Origin of the sequence: Devosia riboflavina (assembly GCF_000743575.1) — a bacterium.
In the GTDB taxonomy this organism is placed as follows: domain Bacteria; phylum Pseudomonadota; class Alphaproteobacteria; order Rhizobiales; family Devosiaceae; genus Devosia; species Devosia riboflavina.
Genome location: NZ_JQGC01000016.1, coordinates 1 through 21,960 on the forward strand (window position 1 = coordinate 1; position 21,960 = coordinate 21,960).

The following is a 21,960-nucleotide window of genomic DNA, read 5'->3' on the forward strand; positions in this document are numbered from 1 at the left end:
GCGCTGGGGCGCGCCCTATGCCGAGGCGCTGAAGTCGGCGAGGCTCGTGTTGCAGCCGATTTCGGATCGCGGCACGGCGGTGGTTGGTGTGCTTTCAGTATTGCCCAATGAGGGGAAATCGACCTTTGCGCTGTCGTTTGCGGAAATGCTGACGGCGATGGGGTCGCGGGTGCTCTTGCTCGACGCTGATCTCGGCGAAGAACGGAGCGGCATTCCCGCGCGGATCATGCCGTCGCAGCAGGGCGACTGGCGCAATGCGGCGACGACGGATCTCGAAACCGGGCTCGTCATGCTTTCCGCCGGCGCGCCGGAGGCGGGCGGCGGCGATCTTTCGAGCATTGCCATGCAGAAGGTTTTGGCCGAGGCGCGCGGGCAATTCGACTATGTCATCATCGACCTGCCGGCGCTGGGTCCGGTGATCGATGCGCTCTCGGTGCTGCCGCTGACCGATGCCAGTGTGCTCGTGACGGAGTGGGGTAAAACCCCGCGGCGCCTGGTGCGCAATGTGTTCGAACGCGAGCCGGAACTGGCGGACCATGTCGTCGGCGTGGTGCTCAACAAGGTCGACCTCGGGACACTGCCGAAGTTTACGGATATCGGCGGGATGGAGCGCTTTGCTTATCGGGGAGATACGCGGGTGGCGAAGGATACGGAGGGGGCGCCGAACTAGTCTGCGTCGCCAAACAGAACGGCTTCGCAGTCCTGCGCGCTATTGAGGATGTGGAGCATGTCCACTCGATCGGCGATCACGCGGTAGAAGATCACATAATTTCGAAACGGACGGCGCCGGACCTTTGTGTGCTCATAGCGGGGCACTAAGGGAAAGGCGTCCGCCATATCGGAGAGATCCTCGCAGCGTTCCGATATTTCGAGAACAAAGCTAAGGGCACGGGCCGGATTGTCTGCGGCGATGTAGTCGCCGATACCTTCGAGGTCGTCTCTCGCCTCGTCGGTAGAGACGACGATCAAGTTTCGCGCTCTTCGGCCAGCTTCCGATATTTGGCGGCCAGACGGTCAGCAACCTCGCCGACCGGCGTGACACGTCCAGCTTCGGCATCTGCCAGGCCACGAGCAATGGCTACATCAAGCGCGACCAGGCGCTTTTCGCGTTCTTCAAGCAGGCGCACGCCCTCGCGCAGAACTTCGCTGCGAGATTGATAGCGTCCGGTCTTGATCAATTCGGAGACGTAGTCTTCGAGATGTTGTCCGAGATTTGCACTGCTGGCCATGGACCACCTCCGCCACAGATTTAGCACGAGTTGATAACTATTGGCAATTTTGCGCAAACGAACGGGCCGCTCGGTTGATCCGGGCGGCCCGTTCGTTTGGGTGGGGTGGGCCGGGTTATTCTGCGGCGATCTTCATGCCATCGATGAGGGCGGTGTGAAGGCCGAGTTTGCCGAGGGCGGTGAGAAAGCCGTCGGTGATGTCTTCGCGGTCGAGGGCGTATGCGACGTTGGCGGTGAGGAAGCCCACCTTGGAGCCGCAGTCGAAGGACTGGCCTTCATATTTGACGCCGGCGAAGGGCTGGGAATGCATCAGGGTCTGCATAGCGTCGGTGAGCTGGATTTCATCGCCAGCGCCGCGGGGCTGGTCGGCGAGGAGGTCGAAGATTTCAGGCTGCAGGATGTAGCGGCCGGAAATGATCAGGTTGGAGGGAGTGTCCTGGGGTTTTGGTTTTTCGACCATGTCGGTGATGCGAAAGCCGGCATCGCTGCCTTCGCCGCGGCCGACGACACCATAGGACGAGACTTCCTGGTGCGGCACTTCCTCGACGGCAATGATATTGCCGCCGATTTCCTCATAGGCTTCCATCATCTGCTTGAGGACGCCGCGGCGGCTCTTGAACAGCATGTCAGGGAGGAGGAGGGCGAAGGGCTCGTCGCCGACGATATCCCTGGCACACCAGACGGCGTGGCCGAGGCCGAGCGGCTCCTGCTGGCGGGTGAAGCTCGTGCGGCCGGCCGAGGGTAGGTCTTTTTGCAGGGCTTCGAGGGCGGCGGTCTTGCCACGGGATTCGAGAGTGGTCTCAAGCTCGAACTGACGATCGAAGTGATCTTCGATGACGCCCTTGTTGCGGCCGGTGACAAAGACGAAGTGGGTGATTCCGGCTTCGCGCGCTTCGTCCACTGCATATTGAATGAGGGGACGATCAACGACCGTCAGCATCTCTTTCGGCATGGCCTTGGTAGCGGGCAGGAAGCGGGTTCCGAGGCCGGCGACCGGGAAAACGGCAGTTTTTACGCGTTTTACCATGGCTTTCTCCTGATTGAGGGTAACAACAGGAGGAATAGGAGCATGCGACGGCAAGACGAGCCAGCCAAAATGCCTTTCTCTACTGCATGGCTCGATTGCAGTTTTGCTCTCGATTCATTTTGCCCAATTTCAGAGCAATTGGCCACATAAGCGCCATTGTGACGAATTGGTTTCGTTCTGACGCTAAAAGTAATGCGATATATTTTGTAATTGTTCTTTGGTCTATGCCGGAACGTGCAAGTAAAGGCGTGCTCCCTCATGGCGCGAGAAAATCACCACGAAAGCGGCGCGGTACGCAGTCGTGATGACCAGGCGTATTTTAATCTGCCTGGGAGGGGTGTATTTACCCAAGACTGGTAGGGAAATGGCTGCGGCCCCGAGAAAAGCCGCCGGACAAGAATGCCCGCCAGATGGAGGATGAAGGTGGACGGTGAGAGGCCCGAGGACGGCTTGGCCCGCAAGGTGCCTCTGGCAGGTCCCTCCGACGCTGGCCAACGTGCGCCCTTTCCATGGCCCTGGGGGCTGGTGGCAGTGGGTATTATGGCCCTCGCCTGGGTCGGCGTGTACCTCATGTGGAACGGCGTCGTCTTCCTGTTCAGCCTTTAAGGCAGCGGCTGCTATACGGCCAATTCTACACATGGTTACTTGTTTGCGCCGCCAAACTGGGGGCGAACGGCAACGATTTCAGTATATCCCTGTCCTAAAGTTCAGGTTCTTCTTAAGAGCTTGATTTGACACGCTTTGCGGCCGCCGGGTGAGGCGATTTTGTGGCCGCATGGCTGCATGCCAGCCATGCATTCACGACGTTGATACGCATATCCGATCATGTTTGCTTCACCATATGTCGCGGCACAGCCACACGCCACGACACGAATGCGGCGTCTCCGGGCCAGGGTCCGGAGTCCATCAGAGATGAATGTGAAACCCGGTTTCGCTCGAGCGCTCGGCGCTTCTGCGACCCTTTCCGCATGTCAAGAAAAGGCGGGCTCTGCTGCCTTTCTTCGCACGTCCATTCTGCGAGAGAGAACGTCATGTCGATCATCAATGCCGAAGTCGGCGAATCTTCTTACCCGAGCAAAGCCGGCATGCCCCGTGGGGGCGTCGCCAAACGTGCCTTCGATGTGGTCGCAGCATCCGCCATGCTGGTCTTTGCACTGCCGGCCATGTTCTTCATTGCCGTCATCATGTTTTCGACCGACCGCGGGCCGATTTTCTTCGGCCATGAGCGGATCGGCCTCAATGGGCGCCGGTTCCGGTGTCTTAAATTCCGCTCCATGGTGGTCAATTCCCAGGAGGCGCTGCAACGGCACCTTGAACTCTTTCCGCAGGCCCGGGCTGAATGGGAAGAGACGCAGAAGCTGCGGAACGATCCGCGGATTACCAGGCTCGGGCAGTTCCTGCGCGTGACCAGCCTCGATGAACTGCCCCAGCTCATCAATGTGATCCGCGGGGACATGAGCCTCGTCGGGCCGCGGCCGATCGTGCAGGACGAAGTCGCCCGTTATGCCGATGATATCGCGCATTATTCGGCCGTGCGGCCGGGGATTACCGGGCTCTGGCAGGTCAGTGGCCGCAGCGATGTCGGCTATGATCAGCGCGTTCAGCTCGACAGCACCTATGTGCGCGAATGGAGCTTTACCGGTGACATGGTCATTCTTCTCAAGACCGTCAGGGTTGTCGCTCTTCGCACAGGCAGCCGATAGGAGACAGATATGGCCCTTATCTCGCTTCGTCCGGGAGCCTTTCGCACTCGGAATCCAGGCCGGGACGCCGAGACGGACCAGGCCCGCATTGAAACCGTGCGCAATGCCATTCTGATGGCACTTGCCGATGCCCGCCGCGAACGCGACGGGCTGAAGCAGCGCATGAGTATGTATTATGCCCAGGCGGCGACCATGCTCGATACCTCAGAGGACTATGGGACGCGGGCGGCGGCGGACGAGGCGGTGATCCGCTCGGCCGAACAGAGCGCCGCCAATGCGCGCAAGCGCGTGTCGCAGCTTGAAGCGCAAATCGAAAAGTTCGGCGCGCTGATCGGCCAGCTCGATGGCACGGCGGCGGCCGAGGCGGTCGCGAGCGATGTCGATATTGCCTGAAGCGACGTCTGGGGCCGCGCCGCTGATCTCGGTGGTGATGGCAAATTTCGAGGCGGGCGATAAGATCGTTCACGCCCTCCATTCGGTGCTGCAGCAGAGTGTGTCTGATCTCGAAGTGATCGTCAGTGATGACGGCTCGGGGGATGACAGTCTGGCGCATGTGCGGCGGCTGATGGAGGTTGATGGGCGGATCAGGCTCATCACCACCGATCAGAATGGCGGACCGGCACGGTGTCGCAACCGGGCGCTGGACGCGGCGCGCGGGCGCTGGATCGCGGTCGTTGATTCCGATGACATCATCCATCCTGAACGGTTCGAGCGGCTGCTGGCGGCTGCGGCGGCGCATGACGCCGATATTGTTGCTGATGACCTCCTGCTATTTTTTGAGGATGGCTCTGCGCCGCGGTTGATGCTGGGCGAGGGCGCGCAGCGGAGCTTTCTGGTTTCGACCGAGCGCTGGGTGTTGGCGGGAACCGACGGTTCGCCGGCGCTGGGCTATTTGAAGCCGCTGATCTCGGCGGAGCGGTTGAAAGCTGCTCGTTATGACGAGGCGCTGCGGATCGGGGAGGATTTTGACCTGATCCTGAGGCTGCTGCTCGAAGGCGCGCGCCTGCTGGTCGTGCCGGAGCCGTTTTATCTCTATCGCCGCCATTCCGGGTCGATTTCACACCGGCTGTCTGTGGCGGACATGGAGGCTATGGTCGCGCGGCAGAAGGCGCTGCTTGGTGCTTATGGGCCGCTCGATGGGCGGATTGCCGCTGCTTTTGCGCAAAGGCTTTCGGGTCTGGAACAGGGGCTGGCTTACGAACGGCTGGTCGCGGCTGTGAAGGCGCGGCGGCTAGCTTCGGTGCTGGCGCTGATGGCCAGAAATCCGGGACATGTTTGGCGGCTTTGGTCGTCGTTTGCGGAAGGGCGCCAGCGGCGCGCGACGCCGGCGCAAGCTGCACTGCCGTCTCCCGTGCTGGTGCTTGGTGCCGGGGCGGGAGAGATGGTGCCGGCCTACGTGCCGATATCGCTGATGGATTGGTCGGCGCCTGCGCAGCGTGATGTCTGGCGTGGGCTGGCGGCTCGGCGGGGCACGGGCGCGGTGCGCTGCATTCCGCTTGATGCGGCGGGGCGCTATGCGGCCGGGTTTATTCCCGAGGCGATTGTCGCGGAGCCGGAAATAGTGCGGGAGGCATCTTAATGCAGGTGTCCGGCCGCGTGACCATCAACATGGCTACCCTTCTTACATTCGGCGCCTTCGCGGCGCTGGTGCTCAATGCCATGCTGGGATCGCTTGCGGCGCTGACCTTCATGGGATGTGGGGCGCTGCTGATTGTCAGCAATCCCGGCCAGAGCCTTGAGAGTCTGCGGCGGTGGTGGCCGGTGTTGTTGCTGCCGGCCTATTGCATGCTGACTGCGCTGTGGTCGCTCTATCCATCGAACTCGCTGCGCTATGGGCTGCAACTGGGGTTTACGCTGGCGGTGGCCGTGGTGATTACGGGGCGGGTGTCGACGTCGACGCTGATGCGGCTGATGTTCGTGGTCTATGGCATCGGCGTGGTGGCCAGTCTCGCTTTTGGCAAGACTGGGCTGGGTGGCGCCTGGGTCGGTGCGTTTGGCAGCAAGAACGCGGTGGCGGCGCATATTGCGGTTTTTGCGCTGATATCGGTGGCCATCGCGGTGGATCGGAACTCGCCTGTTGTCCTGCGGTTGTTGGGCGTGGGTGGTGCGATCCTGTCTGGGCCGCTGCTCGCGCTGGCCCAGTCAGCGGGTGCCATTCTGATGCTGGCGCCATGCATGGCGATCATTCTGTTGACACTTCTCATTACGCGGCTGACGGGCATGCAGAAGCTGTTCGTCGTCGTGATGCTGGTTATCGTGGGGGCGGCGCTGGCGCTGCTGATCATGGTGGCGGGCGATACGCTGCTGGCTGAAATCCTGGAAGGCTCGGGCAAGGATGCGACCTTGACGGGGCGCACCGATCTTTGGGCGACGGGGCTGAGTTTTATTGCCGAACGGCCTTTGCAGGGGCTGGGCTATCGCTCGTTCTGGGTGATCGGCTTTGCGCCGGCCGAAGAGCTTTGGTCGATGTTCGACGTGCCTTCGGGCGCGGGGTTCAACTTCCACAACACCTATATTTCCAATGCCGTCGAGATCGGGCTGATCGGGCTGACGCTGCAGATCATCATCATCTATGGCGGGGCCATTGCCATTGCCGCCTATACCTTTGCCCGGCCCAATGCGCCCAATGCGCTGCTGCTGGCGCTGCAGGCGCTGATGATCCTTAGAAGCTTCATCGAGGTTGAGGTGTTCTTCGAATTCTCCATCCGCTCGATCATGGGCATTGCCACTCTGATCTATGCCGCCCAAGGCCTGATGGCCTTGCGCGCTCAATCCACTGCGCCTGCGCGGCGCCGTCCTGGAGGTCTTTTCAGCCATGTCCGAGTATCAGCCCGGCCTCGTCCACTTCCGCACGCCGACCTATAAGCGCCCCGACGCGCTGCGCCGCGCGCTTTATTCGATGATCGATCAATCCTGGCCGCACTGGGTTTGCGATGTCTATGACGACGATCCCGACCAGGCGGCGCGGTCTGTCGTGGCGGCGATTGGGGACAAGCGTATTCGCTATACGGCGAACACGCCGCAGCTCTTTGCTTCGAAGAACATCGACCACTGTTTTTCGGCGGAGAATCCGCATGGGGCGGAGTTTTTCTGCGTGGTGGAGGATGACAATTTTGTCCTGCCCGACTTCTGCGCGGCCAATATCGCGCTGATGCGGAGCCAGGGCGTCGAGATCGTGCTGCGGAACCAGTATTTTGAATATGCCAGCGGCACCGAGCGAGCTTCGGTCAGCGATGTCGGCGTGCTCGACGAGCTCTTCACCGAGGGGCTTTATGAGGCGGCGGACTTCCGTATGGCGCTGCTGGCGGGGATCGGGGTTTCCAATGGTGGGTTGTTCTGGTCGTTGAGGGCCAAGTCACCGCTCGAAATCCAGTATGGGTGCACGGCCACGCTACAGGAATATCTGCGGACCTACTCGGTGGTGGAGCCGGTCTATGTGGCGATGGAGCCGCTGGCCGTGTGGGCGGAGAATGCCGAGCAGACCACGCGGAATGCGGAGCTGAATGCCGGGTATCTGCGGCGCGAGTTGGATCTGAAGCGGTCAGTGCAGGCTTTGCGGCAGCGGGTTTGGACCGAGGCGAGTGCAGAGCAGCGTCAGCGGTTTCTGACCGATCCGCGGTTTGCGACGCCTATTGCGGTGCGCGCGGTGAATGTGGGCAAGGCGCTGCTTGGACTGGGCCTGTCGCCGCATGTGTCCCCGGTTGAGGCGGCAAAGCTGCGTTCGCGTGGGATGATGATCCGTTTGCTTGGACGCGTGACGCCGGAGTTTGAACGCTTCGTCGCCTCGCGCGATGGATTGCGGCACAGCGCATGACGGCCACTACAGAAGCGGGAGGCAAGCGGCTCGATCATCTGAAATCGGGCCGGGCTTCGGCTGCGATCAAGGGCACGATGTGGTCGCTGGTCAGCAGCCTTGCGCCGGCTCTACTCGGATTTTTGGTGTTTCTGGCGACGTCGCGGGTGCTTACGCCGGCGGAGTTCGGGATTGTGGCTTTTGCGGCGAGCATTGCCACCGTGGGCTTGGCGGTGGCGCCGGCGGGGTTTCGCGAGGCGCTGATTCAGCGGACGGATATTGAGCCAAAGCATCTCGATACGGTGTTTTGGCTTTGCGTTGGGGCGGCGGTAGCCATTTTTGGCGCGCTCTGCGTGGCGGCGCCATTTGTGGCTTCGTCTTCGGGTGATCCGCTGCTGGTGGCGCTGGTGCCATTCATTTCGGCGCGGGTGATTTTCGATATGGCGGCGGCGGTGCCCAATGCGCTGCTTGTGCGGACCATGTCGTTTCGGATGCTGGCGCTGCGGACGACGGCGGCGTCTGTGTTTGCGGCTGTGGTTTGCCTGGGGCTGCTCTGGGCCGGGTTCGGGCTTTGGGCACTAGCGGCTTCGCAACTGGCGGGGTCGGTGACGACTTGCATCGGGGCGCTGATCGCAGCGCGGTGGCGGCCGGGGTTTCGGTTTGACCTCCGAGCGCTGGGTGACTTGAAGGCCTTTGGGCTGTTTTCGACGGGCAATCATTTCATCACGACGATCAGTGTCGACCAGCTTCTTATCGGCGCGCTGCTGGGGCCGGCGGGGCTTGGCATCTATGGCTTTGCGCGGCGGATTTTTCAGATACTCACCGACCTCCTTTCGGGGGCGCTGAACCTCGTATCCTATTCGCTGCTGTCCTCGATGCAGGGCGAGAAGACGAAATTGCGGGAGGCTTACCTGCTGGGGACCTTTGCGTCCTCGGTGGTGGCGTTTCCGGTTTTTGTCGGGCTGGCGCTGGTGGCGGGCGATCTCATTCCGTTGGCCTTTGGCGATCACTGGATCGAGGCCGTGCCGGTGGTGCAGGCATTTTGCGCGCTGGGCGTGCTGACGGCGGTGGGGATTTTGCAGGCGTCGCTGATCCGCAGTCAGGGGCAGGCAGACCTGTGGTTCTATTACGTGCTCAGCAAGCAGGCGGTGACGGTGCTTTACGTCTTCCTGTTCGCGGGCTGGGGCCTCTTGCCGCTGACAGTGTCGCTGGTGGTGCTCAATGCGCTGATGTGGATGCCGACGCTGCATATGGTGGTGCGACTGCTGGGCATTTCGCTGCTGTCTTATCTCGGGTCGTTTGCACTGCCGGTGCTGGCGACCGCTGTGATGTGGGGCGCGGGCTGGCTGGTGCAGCGGGAGATGGGGGAAGCGGAACCGCTGCTGCGGCTGGTGGCCACGGTTGGTGTCGCGGCGGTGAGCTATGGCGCGGTGATCGTGGTGCTGGGGCGGGAGCGGGTGCAGCGGATGGTGGGGTTCGTGAGACGGAAGCGGTAGGCTGCGCTGGATCGATTTAGTATTTTTGCGCAAAATATTGCGCATCTGCCTTGAAAGCGGCCGGACTCGTTGTGTATATATTTGCGCATCGGAGGGCAGGATGTGCAGCACGAAACCAATACCAGCAAGATCAAGGCGCGCCTTGAGCGCGAAGGCTGGGAACTGGTTGGTGGTACGAAACACGACAAATACCGCAAGGCTGGTCGTCCAACCATCATAGTGCCGAGGCACCGTATTGTGACCCCTGGTGTGGCCCAGTCCATCGCCAAGGCGGCAGGCTGGGTCAATTAGCTTGGCCACCAAGTCGTTGATCGATTGAGGTTTTCAATGTCCCGCTATATTGCCGTCATCGAATATGATGAAGCTGAACAGGTTTATGGTGCCTATTTCCCGGACGCTCCGGGGTGCACCGCCATGGGGGGCTCTGAAGAAGAGGTTGTCGACAACGCTATCGACGCGCTGTCCGAATGGATGTCGGACTTGATTGCGGATGGCAATGCTATTCCAACCCCACGTTCCTACATGCAGATCCGCGCGGACGGGGAACTGGGCAAGGATATTATGATTGCGACGCTGCCTTTGCTGCGAGAAACCGGCAAAGTTGTGCGTGCCAATATATCGATGGATGCGGGACTGCTTGAGACCATTGACGAGGCGGCCGGCCGCATCGGTGTCACCCGCTCGGCCTTCCTGGCTTCGGCCGCGCGGGAGAAGATCAAGCAATCTGGCTAGAGCCAGAGGAGGCCGGCTGCCCTCTCTGTCGGCTTGAGGGTTTAGGCAGCAGCAACGCGGCTGCGGACAAAACCGTCTACGGCCGCCTGGGCCTTTTCGGTGACTTCGACGATCTTGGCGTCGCTACTGAGCTGGGGTTCCAAGCGGGCCATTTGCTGCAGGTGTTGGGCGGCGATGCTGGTGAGGATGCGGTTGGGGATGGCGGCGAGGGGGGATTGGTTGAATTTTCCGACTTTGCCCAGGCGGCCGCCCCGGCCAGTGCGGGCGATGTAGTATTCCAGAACGCTGGTGGGCTTCAGGTCGTTGAGGCGCACGTCGACATTGAGGGCGCCGGCCCAGTCGAGCCACTTTTTGTGGTGGCCGCCATAGATGGGGCGGGCGCCGATCCACGGGGTGCGAAGGGCATCGGCGACGATGGCGCCATGCATGGCCTCGGTGATGAGGAGGCGGGCGCCGCGGATCTGGCTGAGGACGGTGTCGACCGGCGCGGTGGCGTCGATCAGGGTCATGCTGGCCATGCGGCAGGCTTCGGCCCAGTCGCCGCGCTCGAGGCTTTCATAGTGGGGCATGAAGGCGATGTTGACGCTGTCGTCGGGCGGCGGCAGGTCCATGGCGCGGAGGAGAATGGCGCTGTCGCAGATGGAGAGTTTGGGATCGATGCCGAGGGTTTTCGCGGTGTTGGGGCCGCGGACGAAGCGGATGTCCCAGGTGCCGTCATTGATATCGGGCAGGCCCATATAGCCGGCATAGCCGGAGCCCATGACGAACTTTCGCGACTTTTCGGGGAGGTGATCGCCGATGATGGAGCCGATGCCGACAAAAAGCTCGCTCTCGTCTTCGTCGAGGAAGCCTTTTGGCAGGAGGGCAGGCCAGACGTGGAGGTTCAACTCATCGCCGAAATTGGGCACGTGGCCGCGAAAAAATACCAGCTTCATCGAGAAGTCCCTTTCAGTCGTGGCAGAGGATGGATTGTTCGAATGCGCAGTCTTGGTCGAGCGGCGTGAAGGCGACCCAATCGACCTCCATGGCGATGGGGGCGGTCACCGGGGTGAACGCGCCCATCCAGTCGGTGAGGGTGTCCGTGCCCCAAAGGCTGAAGAAGATGCGCTGGGCATTGCTCGGGATGGTTTTGGGATCGTCCATGGTGCGGACGAGCTGGCCGTTGATGTAGTAGCGAACGCTGTCCGGGGCCCAGGTGAAGGCGAAGGTGACGAAATCGCTATCCGAGGGATAGGGCAGGACGTGGGACTGGCCGCTGCCTATTTCGCCGTCGCCGCTTTTGCCATTCACGAAGGTCGTGGTGTCGACGTGGCTCGTGTCGCGGGTGAGGATTTCGAAGTCGATCTCGTCATGCGGCTTGCCCTGCTGGGGGCCGATATAGGTGAAGAAGGCGGCGTTTAGGCCGGAGCCGGAGGGTGTTTTCAGGCGGGTTTCATAGGTGCCGTAGCCATAGGCTGTTCGCGTTTGCAGTTCGCCGCAGCGGTATTGGCGATCGCCCTTAGGCTGGGGCGAGAAGCCGACGCGGAGCATGCCGCCTGAGGCTGTGACCTGATCGGAGGACCAAGTGCAGTTCTGGTGGGCGCCGTTGGCCCAGCCATCGGCGACGTACCAGCGGGATTGATCGAGCGTGTCGAAACCGTCGAAGAAGGCTTCCTGGGCGACGGCAGGGGTCGCGATACCTGCCGCGAGGACGGTGAGAAGGGCGAGGGCGCGTTTCATCTCAAAAAGGTCCTCACTGTGAGAAGGCGAGGCGCGCGATGACGACGTCGCCAGAGATGAGGGGGGTGCCAATTTCGGCAGGGATTTCGGCGCCGTCGCGGATGATGGCGTAGGTGTAGGAGGGGGCGGTGTCGCTCTGCGCGGAGACGCCGGTGTAGAGCACCGCTTCCTGCACGAGGCCCCTTTGCGTCGAGATTTTCAGGGCGAGGGCGCTGATCTGGCCGTCGACGGTCTGGCGTTCGAGTGAGAGATCGGAAATGCGCTGGTCGGTCAGGCGAGCCTGCTCGCGATTGGCGGTGGCGATGGCCTGCTGGGCCTGGAGGGTTGCCGTTTCGGTATCGAGCAGGCGGGCTTCGAGATCGGCCACGTTGGTCTGAAGAGAGGTGACGCGCGAGGAGAGGGCAAGGCCCTCGTCGGAGAGGGCGGTGATCTTGCTCAGTTGATCGCGAGCGTTTTCGAGCTGGCTCTCGGCACTGGTCTGCTTTTGGTTGAAGGCGGTGATCTGGGTCGTGAGCAGGCCGACTTCGTCGGTGAGGGAGGTCGACTGGGCTTCGGCCTGGCGCTTTTGCGCTTCGAGGATGGCAGTCTCTGCCGCCAGGAGGGATTGGAGGTTCGGGTGGCCTTCGAGCTCGGGCGGAACGGGAATCTGTTCCTGATTGGCCAGTTCCGCGTCGAGACGGGCGCGGCGGATGAGGAGGCGGGCATATTCGTCTTCGAGGACGTCGAGTGCGCCGGAGGTGGTCAGCATTTCCTTTTCGGGACGGGCCACGGCCTCGGCGCTGCGGCGTTCACCGCCGGCAAGCGCGAGGGCTTTCACGACCGTCAGGTTGGGCGCGAAGGGATATTCGCCGGGGGAGCCGACATCGCCGGAGACGTAGATCGGGCCATAGGTGGACACTTCCACGGTGACGGAGGGGGCGGTGGGGAGGCCGAGGGATTGCTGCAGGGCGGTGCCAAGGTCGGCGGCCAGCTCGGTGCTGGTTTTGCCTAGGCTCTCGGTGGGGCCGACCATGGGGAAGTTCACATTGCCGTCTGCACCGACCACATAGTCGCCACCCAGCGCCGTCCATTCCTCGAAGGTGGAATCGGCTGCTTTCCATTGCACGACCTTGATGGCGAGCTTGTCCGAAATGCCGAGGACATAGGGTTCGGCCGCCTGCGCAGCGCCTGACGCCGCGAGGGCGAGAAGGTACACGGAGACGCGGCGGGCGACAGACAGTTTCCAGTCGGGGGCTGAGATCATGTCCCCATCCTTGCTTCTATTCGTGGAATGAGGATCGTCGCGATCGATCATGCCCGCAATGGGGCAGGACCACGGCGCCATCGGCGCTCACGCAGTAGGAGGTGACGTCAAGCCGTTGATTTTTCAGTGGGTTCCGGGAGGGGATCAAGCATTGCCGGCTCGCTCAGGGCAGGCATGCGGGGAGCGGGCAACTCGCGACGATCGGATGTACGGGCTCGCCGTGTCCGTGCCCCGCCGGGGGCAAAGCCGAGGGAGGCGAGCCTGCGTCGCTGCTGCGGGGTAAGGGCGGGCCAGACGAGGGCGCGCGCCCGCTCGTCGAGGCTGCCGAACTCGTCCTGATGGGCAATGCTGCGGGTCTGGACTTCGAAAATGCGGGGGTCGATAGGGTCGTCCAATTGCGCCATGCCGGCGAAAAGCGCGGCGGCGTGTTGAGGCGACAATTGCAGATTGCGCTCAAAATAGACCACGATCTCGCCGAGCGGCAGATCGGGAAGGGCCGTTTGGACCTTGCGGATGGCGTCCTGGCAGGTGCGTTGTTTCTGCCGTGCGGTGAGCCCGTGAATATAGGCCCGGACGGAGGGGAGGTCGAATCGATCTCCATCGATAACGCCGCTTACGGGATAGCGGCCGACGCAGCGCTGACAAATCCAGAGGGTGACATCGCCACGGGCCACTTCGTAGGTGAGACGCTGGTGCTCTTGCCCGCAAAAGCCACAGCTACTGGCGAGGGTCACGTCATCCGCTATCGCCCATGTAAAGGTCCATGCGCTAGGATCGCCCACGGCCTCGTTCAGGGTATAGCGGAATCGGGACATCGGCATGCTTGGCCTCATCGTTCATTGCGCGATCCCATCACGGGAGCGTTACCCATGACACGAAAACCGGGGCAACCTTTTGGTCGCACCGGTGAAGCGTTGTGTTCAAAATAGGGAAACTTAATGGCGGAGGGGTCGTGGGTTGTGCTCGCGGGCCAAACAATCAGGGACAATTCTCTCCAGATTTTTGCCGGATCGTTCCTGCCAACTGCCTTAGGGAAATTGGTTACCAGGAAGAATAGAGTCGCAGATTCGGTGCTGTGTGGTTTAGAAAATAGTTACAATTTTTGTAAATCATATGTCAGAATAACTTGTTTTGCGCTGAATGAGAAACCTCTCTGTTTTCAGTCATTACATGTGTGTACTGGATTTGCTTTACTGTGGCGTAAATGTCGTAGTGGTCAATAATCGATGGATTCTTGGTTGATGACAGCAAGTGTCGGTTGCCAGGAATCTAACTCTCGGGTATCAAAGTAATAATTGTGGATGCTGTAGCAGGCAGAAGAGTGCGGTCTCTGCGGCTACATTGTGTTCGGTCGGTGGCGCCCGGGGGCTTGGGTGGTGCGTTGGCCGAATGGGCGCTTGGGGGCGATATGAAGCTTTGGTCTATCCGCGCGTTGGCGCTGGGCACCGCACTCGCGACTGTGCTGGCTGTGCCGTCGTTTGGCATGTCTCTGCGTGACGCGGTGCAGTTGTCGCTGACGTCCAATCCCGAAATCGGTGCTGCCGTTCAAAACCAACAGGCCGTAGAATTCGAGTTGCGTCAGGCGCTTGGTCTTTACGCGCCGCGCGTCGATCTTGAGGGGTCGGTCGGCGTACAACGGTTAGATACGCCTTCTCGCCGGGCCGCAGGGCTTGATGACGATGCGCTCGTGCCGGCGCAAATCGCTCTGGTTGCGACCTTTGACCTTTTTGATGGTGGATATCGCGATGCTGGCGTGGATCGCCAGGCTGCGCGTATCGACAGTGCGTCCTTCCGCGTGCTGGAGCGCAGCGAATTCATCGCTCTGCAGATTGCTCGCGTCTACTATCAGGTCGTGTTGCAGCAGCGCATTCTTGGGTTGAGCCAGGAGAATGTCCGCTTCCACGAAAGTATGCTTCAGGATGTGGCCTCGAGTATCGAGAGCGGCCAGCTTACCGAATCGGATCGTCTGCAGGTCATCGAACGTCTCGCTGCCGCCAAGGCGCGTGTAACGGAAGCGGCCGTAGCGCTTGAAGCGGCGCGTATCGAATTCGAACTGTTCGTTGGCTCGCAGCCCAGTTCCGTCGGCATGCCGCCGCACCCCGGCGCGGCTTTGCCGCGCACGCTGCAAGCCGCCATGGAGGTCGCGCGGATCAATAGCCCGGTCGCTCGTATTGCCGAGGCCGATATTGATGCTGCCGCTGCGCTGGTTCGACAGGCGGAAAGTGCTTTTGCGCCGAAGGTGCAGTTCGAGGCGCGTGGTGCGACCGGTTACGATATCGGCGGCTCTGCCGGCATCACCAATGATTTCAGTGCGCGTCTGTCGCTGCGCTGGAACATTTTCGATGGTGGCGTTCGCGAGGCGCAGGTTCAGGAAGAAATCCGGCGTGAATCCGAAGCGATGTACAACCACGCTCAGGCCTATCGCGAAGTCGACGAGGCAGTAAAGACCTCTTGGCTGCAATTGCAGACCCAGGGCACGCTGGCGTCGACCTATCGTGACCAGCTGAATGCTTCCGCAAATCTTATAGCAGCCTATCGCGAGCAGTTCGGCGTTGGCGAACGTTCGTTGCTCGATGTGCTTGACGCTCAAAACACCCGAGTGAACGTGCAGATGCTGCAGGAAACCGCGGCTTTCGGTGTGAGCTTTGCAGAATACCGCTTGCTTGCCGCCACGGGCTCGCTGCTGCGGTTCATGGGCTTGGAGGCTCCCTCAGGTGCTTATGCCCGCGCGGCGTTCAATGTCGAGCCCGGTAACGTTTCGGATCCGGCTGACCGCAAGCCTTTGGATCTGACGTTCAAGCCCTGAGAGCGGGCACATAATCATGCTTGCCGGCAATGGGCCGGCAAGGATTTGGCGGCACTTTGACCTTCTGTTTGACGAGGGTGCGAGGCCGATATTTACCCTATTCGCTGCTTTGCGGCGGGTTTTGTTGCCGACAATACGGTCGGCGCTGTACCATTTGAACACGGTATGGATCTGCCTTTGCAGGTCCACGGGAGCGTGGCGGCCGAGCGGGCACAAGCGGCCGGTCCGGCGCCCAATGTGCTAGAAATGACGTCTTACGAGACCACATCCACAGTGGAGTCGCCGGTGCCCTTGGCTGGTGCTGCAGGCGTAGGTGCAGGAGCGCAGGGTGCGGACCAGATACTCTCCGCGCTGCAATATCTCGCCCGGCTCTGGCGCAAGCCCGATTCTCGCTCCTTTTTGACAGCGGGACTGCCACTCGACAATGACAGGATGACCCCCGAGCTGATCGCGCCCGCAATGGCGCGTATCGGCGTTACTGCCAGCACCCAAAACCGCGCGATCAAAACTCTGGCAGATTTCGAAATGCCGGCTCTGACTGTTGGGCCCGAGGGTGGAATTCTCGTTATTTTAGGTCGGGCCGGGCGACGGGCCTTCCATTGCTTTGACGCCGCGCGCGGCGAAGATCGCATTCTTGATGCGAAGATGCTCAAGGTGCGCGAGCCGCGTGATCTTGTCATCCTGACGCCGAATTACGGCATGGTGCAGGAAAATTCCGGCGTTCGCTTTGCCCGGACTGGGCATTGGCTGTGGTCTTCCTTCCAAGGACACGGGCGAAGCGTCGTCTACGTTCTGGCGGCAGCAACGTTCATCAATGTTTTCGCGCTCGCCTTCCCGATCTTCACGATGAATGTTTACGATCGCGTGCTGCCAAATGCGGCGATTTCGACGCTTTGGGTCTTGGCTGTCGGTCTGCTTCTCGTGTTGGTCTTCGATATTGCCCTCAAGCTCGCGCGTGGAGCGATCATCGACCATGTTGGCCGCAGCATCGATTTCAAACTATCGTCGCTCCTGTTCGATCGCGTGCTCAACACCCCGATGGAGGCGCGCCCGTCTTCGACTGGGGCTTTCGTCAACCGCATCGCCCAATATGAAGTATTGCGGGACTTCCTGGCGTCGAGCACGCTGGTCATGTTCGTCGACGTATTGTTCCTCGGTATTTTTGCGTGGGTGATCGCCATCCTGGTGGGCTGGCTGGTATTGTTTCCGCTGGTAGCTGGGGTGATTGCCATTGCCGCAACCCTATTCGTCGGTTGGCTGTCGGGTCGGGCGGTCAAGGCGGCGCTACGGGAGTCTTCGGCGCGCAATGCCGTGCTTGTGGAAGCGTTGACGGGCGCGCAATCGGTCAAAGCGTCGCGCGCGGAAGGTCAACTTCTGCGCCGTTGGGAGGCCACGGTTCTCGCCTCGTCGGAAACGCAAAACACCATAAAGTGGCTGCAGTCGATCTCGACCAATATCACCGCCACGCTGACGCAGTTGTCGATGAGCGGCATCATTATCGGCGGTACGTTCATGGCTGCGGCCGGCGATATCAGCATGGGGGCAATCGTCGCATCGATGATGCTCTCCAACCGGCTGATTGCGCCGATCTCGCTGATTGCTTCGCTGCTGCTCAAGACACGTAGCGCGATAGAAGCCTACGAAACAGTCGATCAGATCATGTCCTTGCCGGACGAGCGGACCAGTACGGACGGCTTTTCGGCGCGCAATGTGAGCCAAGGGCGCATTTCTCTCAATAAGGTTCGCTTCGCCTATCCCGGTAGCAAGACTTTCGTACTCGACGGCATCAGCTTCAAAGCTGATGCGGGCGAAAAGATCGGCATTATCGGTCGGATCGGTTCAGGCAAGACCACGCTTGGTCGGCTGCTTGTGGGCTTTCATAGCGCCGGCGAGGGCGAGGTCATGATCGACGGCGCCGATATCGCGCAGTATCACCCCGCCGATCTGCGGCGTGGTGTTGGCCTCGTCTTGCAGGACCCCGAGCTTTTCAACGGTACGGTGCGCGAAAATATTCTGCTCGCCGATCCGACTGCCAGTGAAGAGCGCCTGAAGATGATTGCCAAGCGAGCCGGTGTGGACGAATTCGTCTCCCGTCACCCGCAGGGCTATGACATGCAGGTGGGCGAACGCGGCATTTTACTTTCGGGCGGACAACGACAGGCGGTAGCGCTGGCACGCACACTGCTCACCGAACCGAAAATCCTGTTTCTCGACGAGCCCTCCAGTTCGATGGATCTGGCGACTGAGCGCCAGCTTATCGCCAATCTTGAAGCGAGCCTCATGCCGGAGCAAACAGTGCTCGTGGCGACGCACCGCTATAGCGTTCTATCGCTGGTGACGCGTCTTATCGTGCTCGACAATGGTCGGATCATTGCCGACGGTCCTCGCGAGGACGTGCTGGCGGCCCTACGGAACCGGGGGAATGTAGGATGAACGCGCCCTTTCCCGTTCAGCAGCAGTCTCCGGCAGTTCTGCAGGCGCCGCCTCCGCCGCGCAGTTGGCTCTATGTCGTTGTCATCATCAGCATCTTTGCGGTGATTGCGCTGCTCTGGGCGTCCTGGGCCGAAGTAGACGAAATCAGCCGCGCGGAAGGGCGCGTCATTCCGTCCGGCAAAACCCAGATTATCCAGGCGGCGGAAGCGGGAGTGGTGACCGACATTCTGGTCCGCGCGGGTGAGCAGGTGCGGCAAGGCCAGCAGCTCATTCAGCTCGACGATACCAATACGGCTTCCAGCGCCGGGGAGGTCGAGGCGCGTGTGCTGGCACTTCTCGCGCAGACGACGCGTCTGCGCGCCGAAAGCCAGGGGCTGGGCGTCGATGCGTTCATTTGCCCGGCGGAAATCACCGTTTCGGCGCCGGAAGTGTGCGACAGCGAGATCGCGCTGATGACCAGTCGCGCGGCGAGCCTGGAGCAGGGTATGCAGGTGCTGGCTCAGCGTGTCGAGCAGCGACAGCGCGAACTGGGCGAGGCCTCTGCGAATGCCACGCGGCTTGGGGCCAATCGGAAAATTGCCCAGGAACGTCTGGCCCTGATGGAGCCATTGGCAGCCAAGGGGCTCGTGGCGCAAACGGCCTATCTTGATGCACAGCGTGAAGTTGGAGACCTGAACGGCCAGATTGCTGCCGTGGCGGAATCTGTAGCGCGGATCGAGGCGGCACTCAGGGAAGCGCAGTTGCAGGTTGATCAGGCGACCCTGCAGTTCCGGCAGGACGCGCTTGCGGAACTGACGGTGGCGTTGGCGCAGTTGGCCAGCACGCAGCAGCAGCTTCGCGGTGCGGAAGACCGGGTGCGACGCACCGATATCCGGTCGCCGGTCGATGGCGTGGTCAACACCGTGGAGATCAACACTATTGGTGGTGTTGTGGCGGCGGGCGAAAAGTTGCTCGATATCGTGCCGATTTCAGATGTGCTGCTGGTCGAGGCCCGGTTGCGGCCTTCCGATGTTGCCTTCATCATCCCGGGCCAGGAAGCGCGCATCAAGCTGACCGCTTATGACTATTCCATCTATGGAGGCCTGACCGGGCGTGTGACCAATGTCTCGGCCGATAGCATGGTTGATCCCAATACGCGCGAGACCTATTACATCGTGCAGATTCGGGCGGACAAATCCGTGCTCGAATATCGGGGACGGGAGCTGCCGGTACTGCCGGGGATGGTGACCACCGTCGACATTTTGACCGGCAAGCGCACCGTGCTGCAATACCTTCTCAAGCCGATCAACAAGGTGCGGCAGGAGGCGTTCAGTGAACGATAGGGCCGCCTGGCAGGAACAGGCCGACGAAAATGCCGATTCCCGCCTTATAGAGATCACCAACCCTGAATTTCGGACGCTGACTATCAGTGGTGCGAGAACGGGTGTGCGGCTTGAAAAAATCTTCTGGCAGGCGCTGGACGAACTCAGCAATGATGCGGGGCAGAAGCGAACGCGCTTTGTTTCGCAGATCGTAGAAGCCGCCAACAATCTCGACATCAACGCTACCGGGGCGATTCGCAGTACTACAGTTGATCTCCTGCTGCGAGAAGTCGAGCGGTTGAGGCCGCTGGCGCAAATTTCGTCGATGGTGGGTCTGCTGCAGGCAGGTCCGGCGCCAGCCTTCGCACTCGACCAGCGCAAGCGCCTGGTCCAGTCCAATCCTGAATTTCTGCGCTATCTGCGATCGGTGGCCGGAAGCCCCGGGGCCGTAGCCGATGCGGCCCAATTGTCCATGGAACGGCCGCTTGATAGCCTGTTCAAGGATCTGCCGGCGGGACAGACTACGGAGTGCGGAATTTCCATACGTTCGGGCAATCGCGAGCGCCGCACTACGGCCCGCATCCTCATGGTGCCGCCGGCACCGGCCAAAGTGTTGGTTGGCTATATTTTGTCCTGACGCGTCAGGATGAAGTCGTCGCCAGGCAGCTTTGCCCCGTCTGTTTTGGATGCGGTTTCTCATCGAGCGCAAAGGCATACCTGGGTATGCATTCCAGTTAAGGTTAAGTTATCCTTCCGTCAAATTGCTATATCCGGATATGGATATTCAATTCTTCCTGTTTGCTGAGGGGGATAGCGAGCCCGTATAACCTGGTTAATTCAGCGTTAAATGGACCCAGGTGGCATTATGGCCCTTCGCATCGATACCCCAGTTGCTCCGACCTCTGACGTTTCCGCTCCTGCCGCCGATCAGCAGCAGGCAATTCTGGTGGCTCAGGCAGGGCAGCCGAACGCACCTGTTCAGACCCAGGCGGCAGAGGTGGTGATCGAGGTCAGCGAAGGATCGATCCTGCGGCTGCCGGAAGGCGCTAGCATCGATCAACCGCGGATGAATGGCACGAACCTCGAATTCGTCCAGCCGGATGGTTCTGTGATCGTGGTTCCCAATGGCGCTATCCAAGGGCTGACGATCTTCATCGGCGGTATCGAAATCCCACCCATCACGGTGGCGGCGCTCTTCGAAGAAAGCAATATTCAGACTGCAGCCGGTCCTGAAGGCAATTCGGTGTCGAGCTCGGGCGGCAATTTCGAGCGGCCCGTTGGCGATATTGGTGACGCCTTCCAGTATGGCGGTCTACTCGATGACTCCGCTGCCGCCGGCATTGGCGATGGCGCCGGGGTGCAGGCGGCCGATGCCAATCTCGCCCCTATTCTTGAAGAAGAAATCTATGAAGTGCGCCTTACCGAAGAGGCGCTGGAGAATGGCTTCCCCGATGATCTCGGGACGTTCGACTTTTCGAGTGTTCGCGAGTTTTCGGGTTCGCTGGGGGCGGTCGACCCCAATAACGACGCGATGACATTCACTTTTGGTACCCCGAGCACGGCATTTACCTCGGGTGGCGTTCCCGTCACATGGACGGGCGCGGGGACCAGTACGCTCACGGGCTGGGCGGGCGATGTAAAGGTATTCGAGGCGAGCTTTACAGGTCCGGCCGGCGAGTACACGATCACCCTCTATAAGCCGATCGATCATACCGGGGCCGGCGAAGACGAGCTGGCGATCAATCTGCCTATCACGGTTACCGACGTTCCGGGCGGCATGAGCACCCCGGCCACCATTCGGCTGATCATCGAAGACGACAGCCCTGTGGTGCGCCTGACGCCGGATGCCGGCGAAGGTGCTACCCGACTCTCGATCTCCGTAGACGAAACCGTCGGCGCCGAGCGCGCCGCACAGGGTGAATCTGCCAATGGCAATTCGGATGACGCCGAAGGTGTGCTTGGTCGCACGACGAGCAACTTTGCTGGTGGCCTTGCTGACCTCTTCACGCTGACCGGCGGCTACGGCGCCGATGGAGCGGCAGCGACCGATCCACTGGCTATTTCCTTCAGCTTTACCGGCATTCCGGCCGGCGGACTGGCGACCAATCTGAGCGCCACCAATGGTGGTCCGATTACGCTCTTCCTCGAAGGTGGGGCGATTGTCGGCCGCGACGCGGGCAATGCAATTGCCTTCCGGCTGGAAATCGTCGGTACACCTGGCGCCGAGCAGATCGAAACCACTCTGTTCAAGGCCATTTCTCATGGTTCGTCCGAGCGGCTCGACGAAACCGCGTTCCTGCGGGTTTTGCAGGGCGCAGTTCAGCTGCGCATGGATGTGACCGCGACGGATTTCGACGGCGATTCCGCAAGTACTTCCGCAACGATCGATCTTGCCAATGGCGAATCCAGCGTCGTCGGGTTTGAGGATGACGGTCCGACCTCGATGGGTGTCGTGACGTCTTCGACGGTTGTGGACGA

22 protein-coding genes are annotated in these 21,960 nt (G+C 61.0%); 15 read left to right on the forward strand and 7 right to left on the reverse strand.

Annotation, left to right across the window (positions count from 1 at the left end; translation table 11 throughout):
* The coding region (locus tag JP75_RS16680) for a CpsD/CapB family tyrosine-protein kinase (RefSeq protein WP_035085246.1) at window positions 1–670 on the forward strand (670 nt) is incomplete at its 5' end.
* Here the strand turns inward: JP75_RS16680 and JP75_RS16685 are convergent.
* The 3 genes from JP75_RS16685 to galU form a co-directional block, all read right to left on the reverse strand.
* Entirely contained in the window at window positions 667–969 is a 303-nt protein-coding gene (locus JP75_RS16685) for a type II toxin-antitoxin system RelE/ParE family toxin (RefSeq protein WP_035085249.1), read from the reverse strand. The genes JP75_RS16680 and JP75_RS16685 overlap by 4 nt on opposite strands.
* Window positions 966–1,229, reverse strand: coding sequence for a type II toxin-antitoxin system ParD family antitoxin (locus JP75_RS16690; protein WP_035085250.1), 264 nt, complete (start codon window positions 1,227–1,229; stop codon window positions 966–968). The genes JP75_RS16685 and JP75_RS16690 overlap by 4 nt, the downstream gene beginning before the upstream one ends.
* Window positions 1,230–1,344: 115 nt before the next feature.
* Complete coding sequence (galU, locus tag JP75_RS16695) at window positions 1,345–2,256, reverse strand: UTP--glucose-1-phosphate uridylyltransferase GalU (protein ID WP_035085253.1); 912 nt, start codon at window positions 2,254–2,256, stop codon at window positions 1,345–1,347.
* 423 nt (window positions 2,257–2,679) lie between these two features.
* Between galU and JP75_RS16700 the strand changes: the two genes are divergently transcribed.
* From JP75_RS16700 to JP75_RS16740, 9 genes are all read left to right on the forward strand, one after another.
* The gene (locus JP75_RS16700; RefSeq protein ID WP_152565889.1) at window positions 2,680–2,862 is read left to right on the forward strand and encodes a hypothetical protein; all 183 of its coding nucleotides are present in this window, start codon (window positions 2,680–2,682) and stop codon (window positions 2,860–2,862) included.
* A gap of 425 nt (window positions 2,863–3,287) precedes the next feature.
* On the forward strand, window positions 3,288–3,959 hold the full coding sequence (locus JP75_RS16705) for a sugar transferase (RefSeq protein ID WP_035085257.1): 672 nt from the start codon (window positions 3,288–3,290) through the stop codon (window positions 3,957–3,959).
* Between the two features lie 9 nt (window positions 3,960–3,968).
* Entirely contained in the window at window positions 3,969–4,352 is a 384-nt protein-coding gene (locus JP75_RS25440; protein ID WP_051960818.1) for a hypothetical protein, read from the forward strand.
* Window positions 4,336–5,538: a glycosyltransferase family 2 protein gene (locus JP75_RS16715; protein ID WP_051960819.1), complete on the forward strand. Its 1,203-nt coding sequence runs from the start codon at window positions 4,336–4,338 to the stop codon at window positions 5,536–5,538. Before JP75_RS25440 ends, JP75_RS16715 begins: the two co-directional genes overlap by 17 nt.
* The gene (locus JP75_RS16720; protein WP_051960820.1) at window positions 5,538–6,824 is read left to right on the forward strand and encodes an O-antigen ligase family protein; all 1,287 of its coding nucleotides are present in this window, start codon (window positions 5,538–5,540) and stop codon (window positions 6,822–6,824) included. The genes JP75_RS16715 and JP75_RS16720 overlap by 1 nt, the downstream gene beginning before the upstream one ends.
* Window positions 6,775–7,773, forward strand: coding sequence for a glycosyltransferase (locus JP75_RS16725; protein ID WP_035085263.1), 999 nt, complete (start codon window positions 6,775–6,777; stop codon window positions 7,771–7,773). Before JP75_RS16720 ends, JP75_RS16725 begins: the two co-directional genes overlap by 50 nt.
* Window positions 7,770–9,248 carry a lipopolysaccharide biosynthesis protein gene (locus tag JP75_RS16730; protein WP_035085265.1) on the forward strand — a complete coding sequence of 493 codons (1,479 nt, stop codon included), beginning with the start codon at window positions 7,770–7,772 and terminating at the stop codon, window positions 9,246–9,248. The genes JP75_RS16725 and JP75_RS16730 overlap by 4 nt, the downstream gene beginning before the upstream one ends.
* Window positions 9,249–9,350: 102 nt before the next feature.
* A complete protein-coding gene (locus tag JP75_RS16735) occupies window positions 9,351–9,539 on the forward strand; it encodes a type II toxin-antitoxin system HicA family toxin (protein WP_035085294.1) in 189 nt (62 codons plus the stop codon).
* A 36-nt stretch (window positions 9,540–9,575) separates the two neighbouring features.
* Complete coding sequence (locus tag JP75_RS16740; protein ID WP_035085267.1) at window positions 9,576–9,980, forward strand: type II toxin-antitoxin system HicB family antitoxin; 405 nt, start codon at window positions 9,576–9,578, stop codon at window positions 9,978–9,980.
* Between the two features lie 41 nt (window positions 9,981–10,021).
* Here the strand turns inward: JP75_RS16740 and JP75_RS16745 are convergent, their stop codons facing one another.
* The 4 genes from JP75_RS16745 to JP75_RS16760 form a co-directional block, all read right to left on the reverse strand.
* Window positions 10,022–10,915 (reverse strand): polysaccharide pyruvyl transferase family protein, encoded by an 894-nt coding sequence (locus JP75_RS16745; protein WP_035085274.1) that lies wholly within the window; start codon window positions 10,913–10,915, stop codon window positions 10,022–10,024.
* A 13-nt stretch (window positions 10,916–10,928) separates the two neighbouring features.
* Window positions 10,929–11,699 (reverse strand): endo-1,3-1,4-beta-glycanase ExoK, encoded by a 771-nt coding sequence (exoK, locus tag JP75_RS16750; protein WP_035085276.1) that lies wholly within the window; start codon window positions 11,697–11,699, stop codon window positions 10,929–10,931.
* A 13-nt stretch (window positions 11,700–11,712) separates the two neighbouring features.
* Window positions 11,713–12,942, reverse strand: a complete 1,230-nt coding sequence (locus tag JP75_RS16755) for a polysaccharide biosynthesis/export family protein (protein ID WP_035085295.1) — start codon at window positions 12,940–12,942, stop codon at window positions 11,713–11,715.
* A gap of 107 nt (window positions 12,943–13,049) precedes the next feature.
* On the reverse strand, window positions 13,050–13,763 hold the full coding sequence (locus JP75_RS16760; RefSeq protein ID WP_035085278.1) for a hypothetical protein: 714 nt from the start codon (window positions 13,761–13,763) through the stop codon (window positions 13,050–13,052).
* Between the two features lie 560 nt (window positions 13,764–14,323).
* On the opposite strand from JP75_RS16760, the gene JP75_RS16765 reads away from it, so the two are divergent.
* The 5 genes from JP75_RS16765 to JP75_RS16785 form a co-directional block, all read left to right on the forward strand.
* A complete protein-coding gene (locus JP75_RS16765) occupies window positions 14,324–15,748 on the forward strand; it encodes a TolC family protein (RefSeq protein WP_051960822.1) in 1,425 nt (474 codons plus the stop codon).
* A gap of 195 nt (window positions 15,749–15,943) precedes the next feature.
* Window positions 15,944–18,181 (forward strand): type I secretion system permease/ATPase, encoded by a 2,238-nt coding sequence (locus tag JP75_RS16770; protein ID WP_160194706.1) that lies wholly within the window; start codon window positions 15,944–15,946, stop codon window positions 18,179–18,181.
* Complete coding sequence (locus tag JP75_RS16775) at window positions 18,178–19,503, forward strand: HlyD family type I secretion periplasmic adaptor subunit (protein ID WP_084587737.1); 1,326 nt, start codon at window positions 18,178–18,180, stop codon at window positions 19,501–19,503. The genes JP75_RS16770 and JP75_RS16775 overlap by 4 nt, the downstream gene beginning before the upstream one ends.
* On the forward strand, window positions 19,493–20,119 hold the full coding sequence (locus JP75_RS16780) for a ribbon-helix-helix domain-containing protein (protein WP_035085281.1): 627 nt from the start codon (window positions 19,493–19,495) through the stop codon (window positions 20,117–20,119). The genes JP75_RS16775 and JP75_RS16780 overlap by 11 nt, the downstream gene beginning before the upstream one ends.
* Window positions 20,120–20,347: 228 nt before the next feature.
* Window positions 20,348–21,960 (forward strand): DUF5801 repeats-in-toxin domain-containing protein (locus JP75_RS16785; protein WP_035085283.1); only part of this gene is annotated, 1,613 nt, incomplete at its 3' end.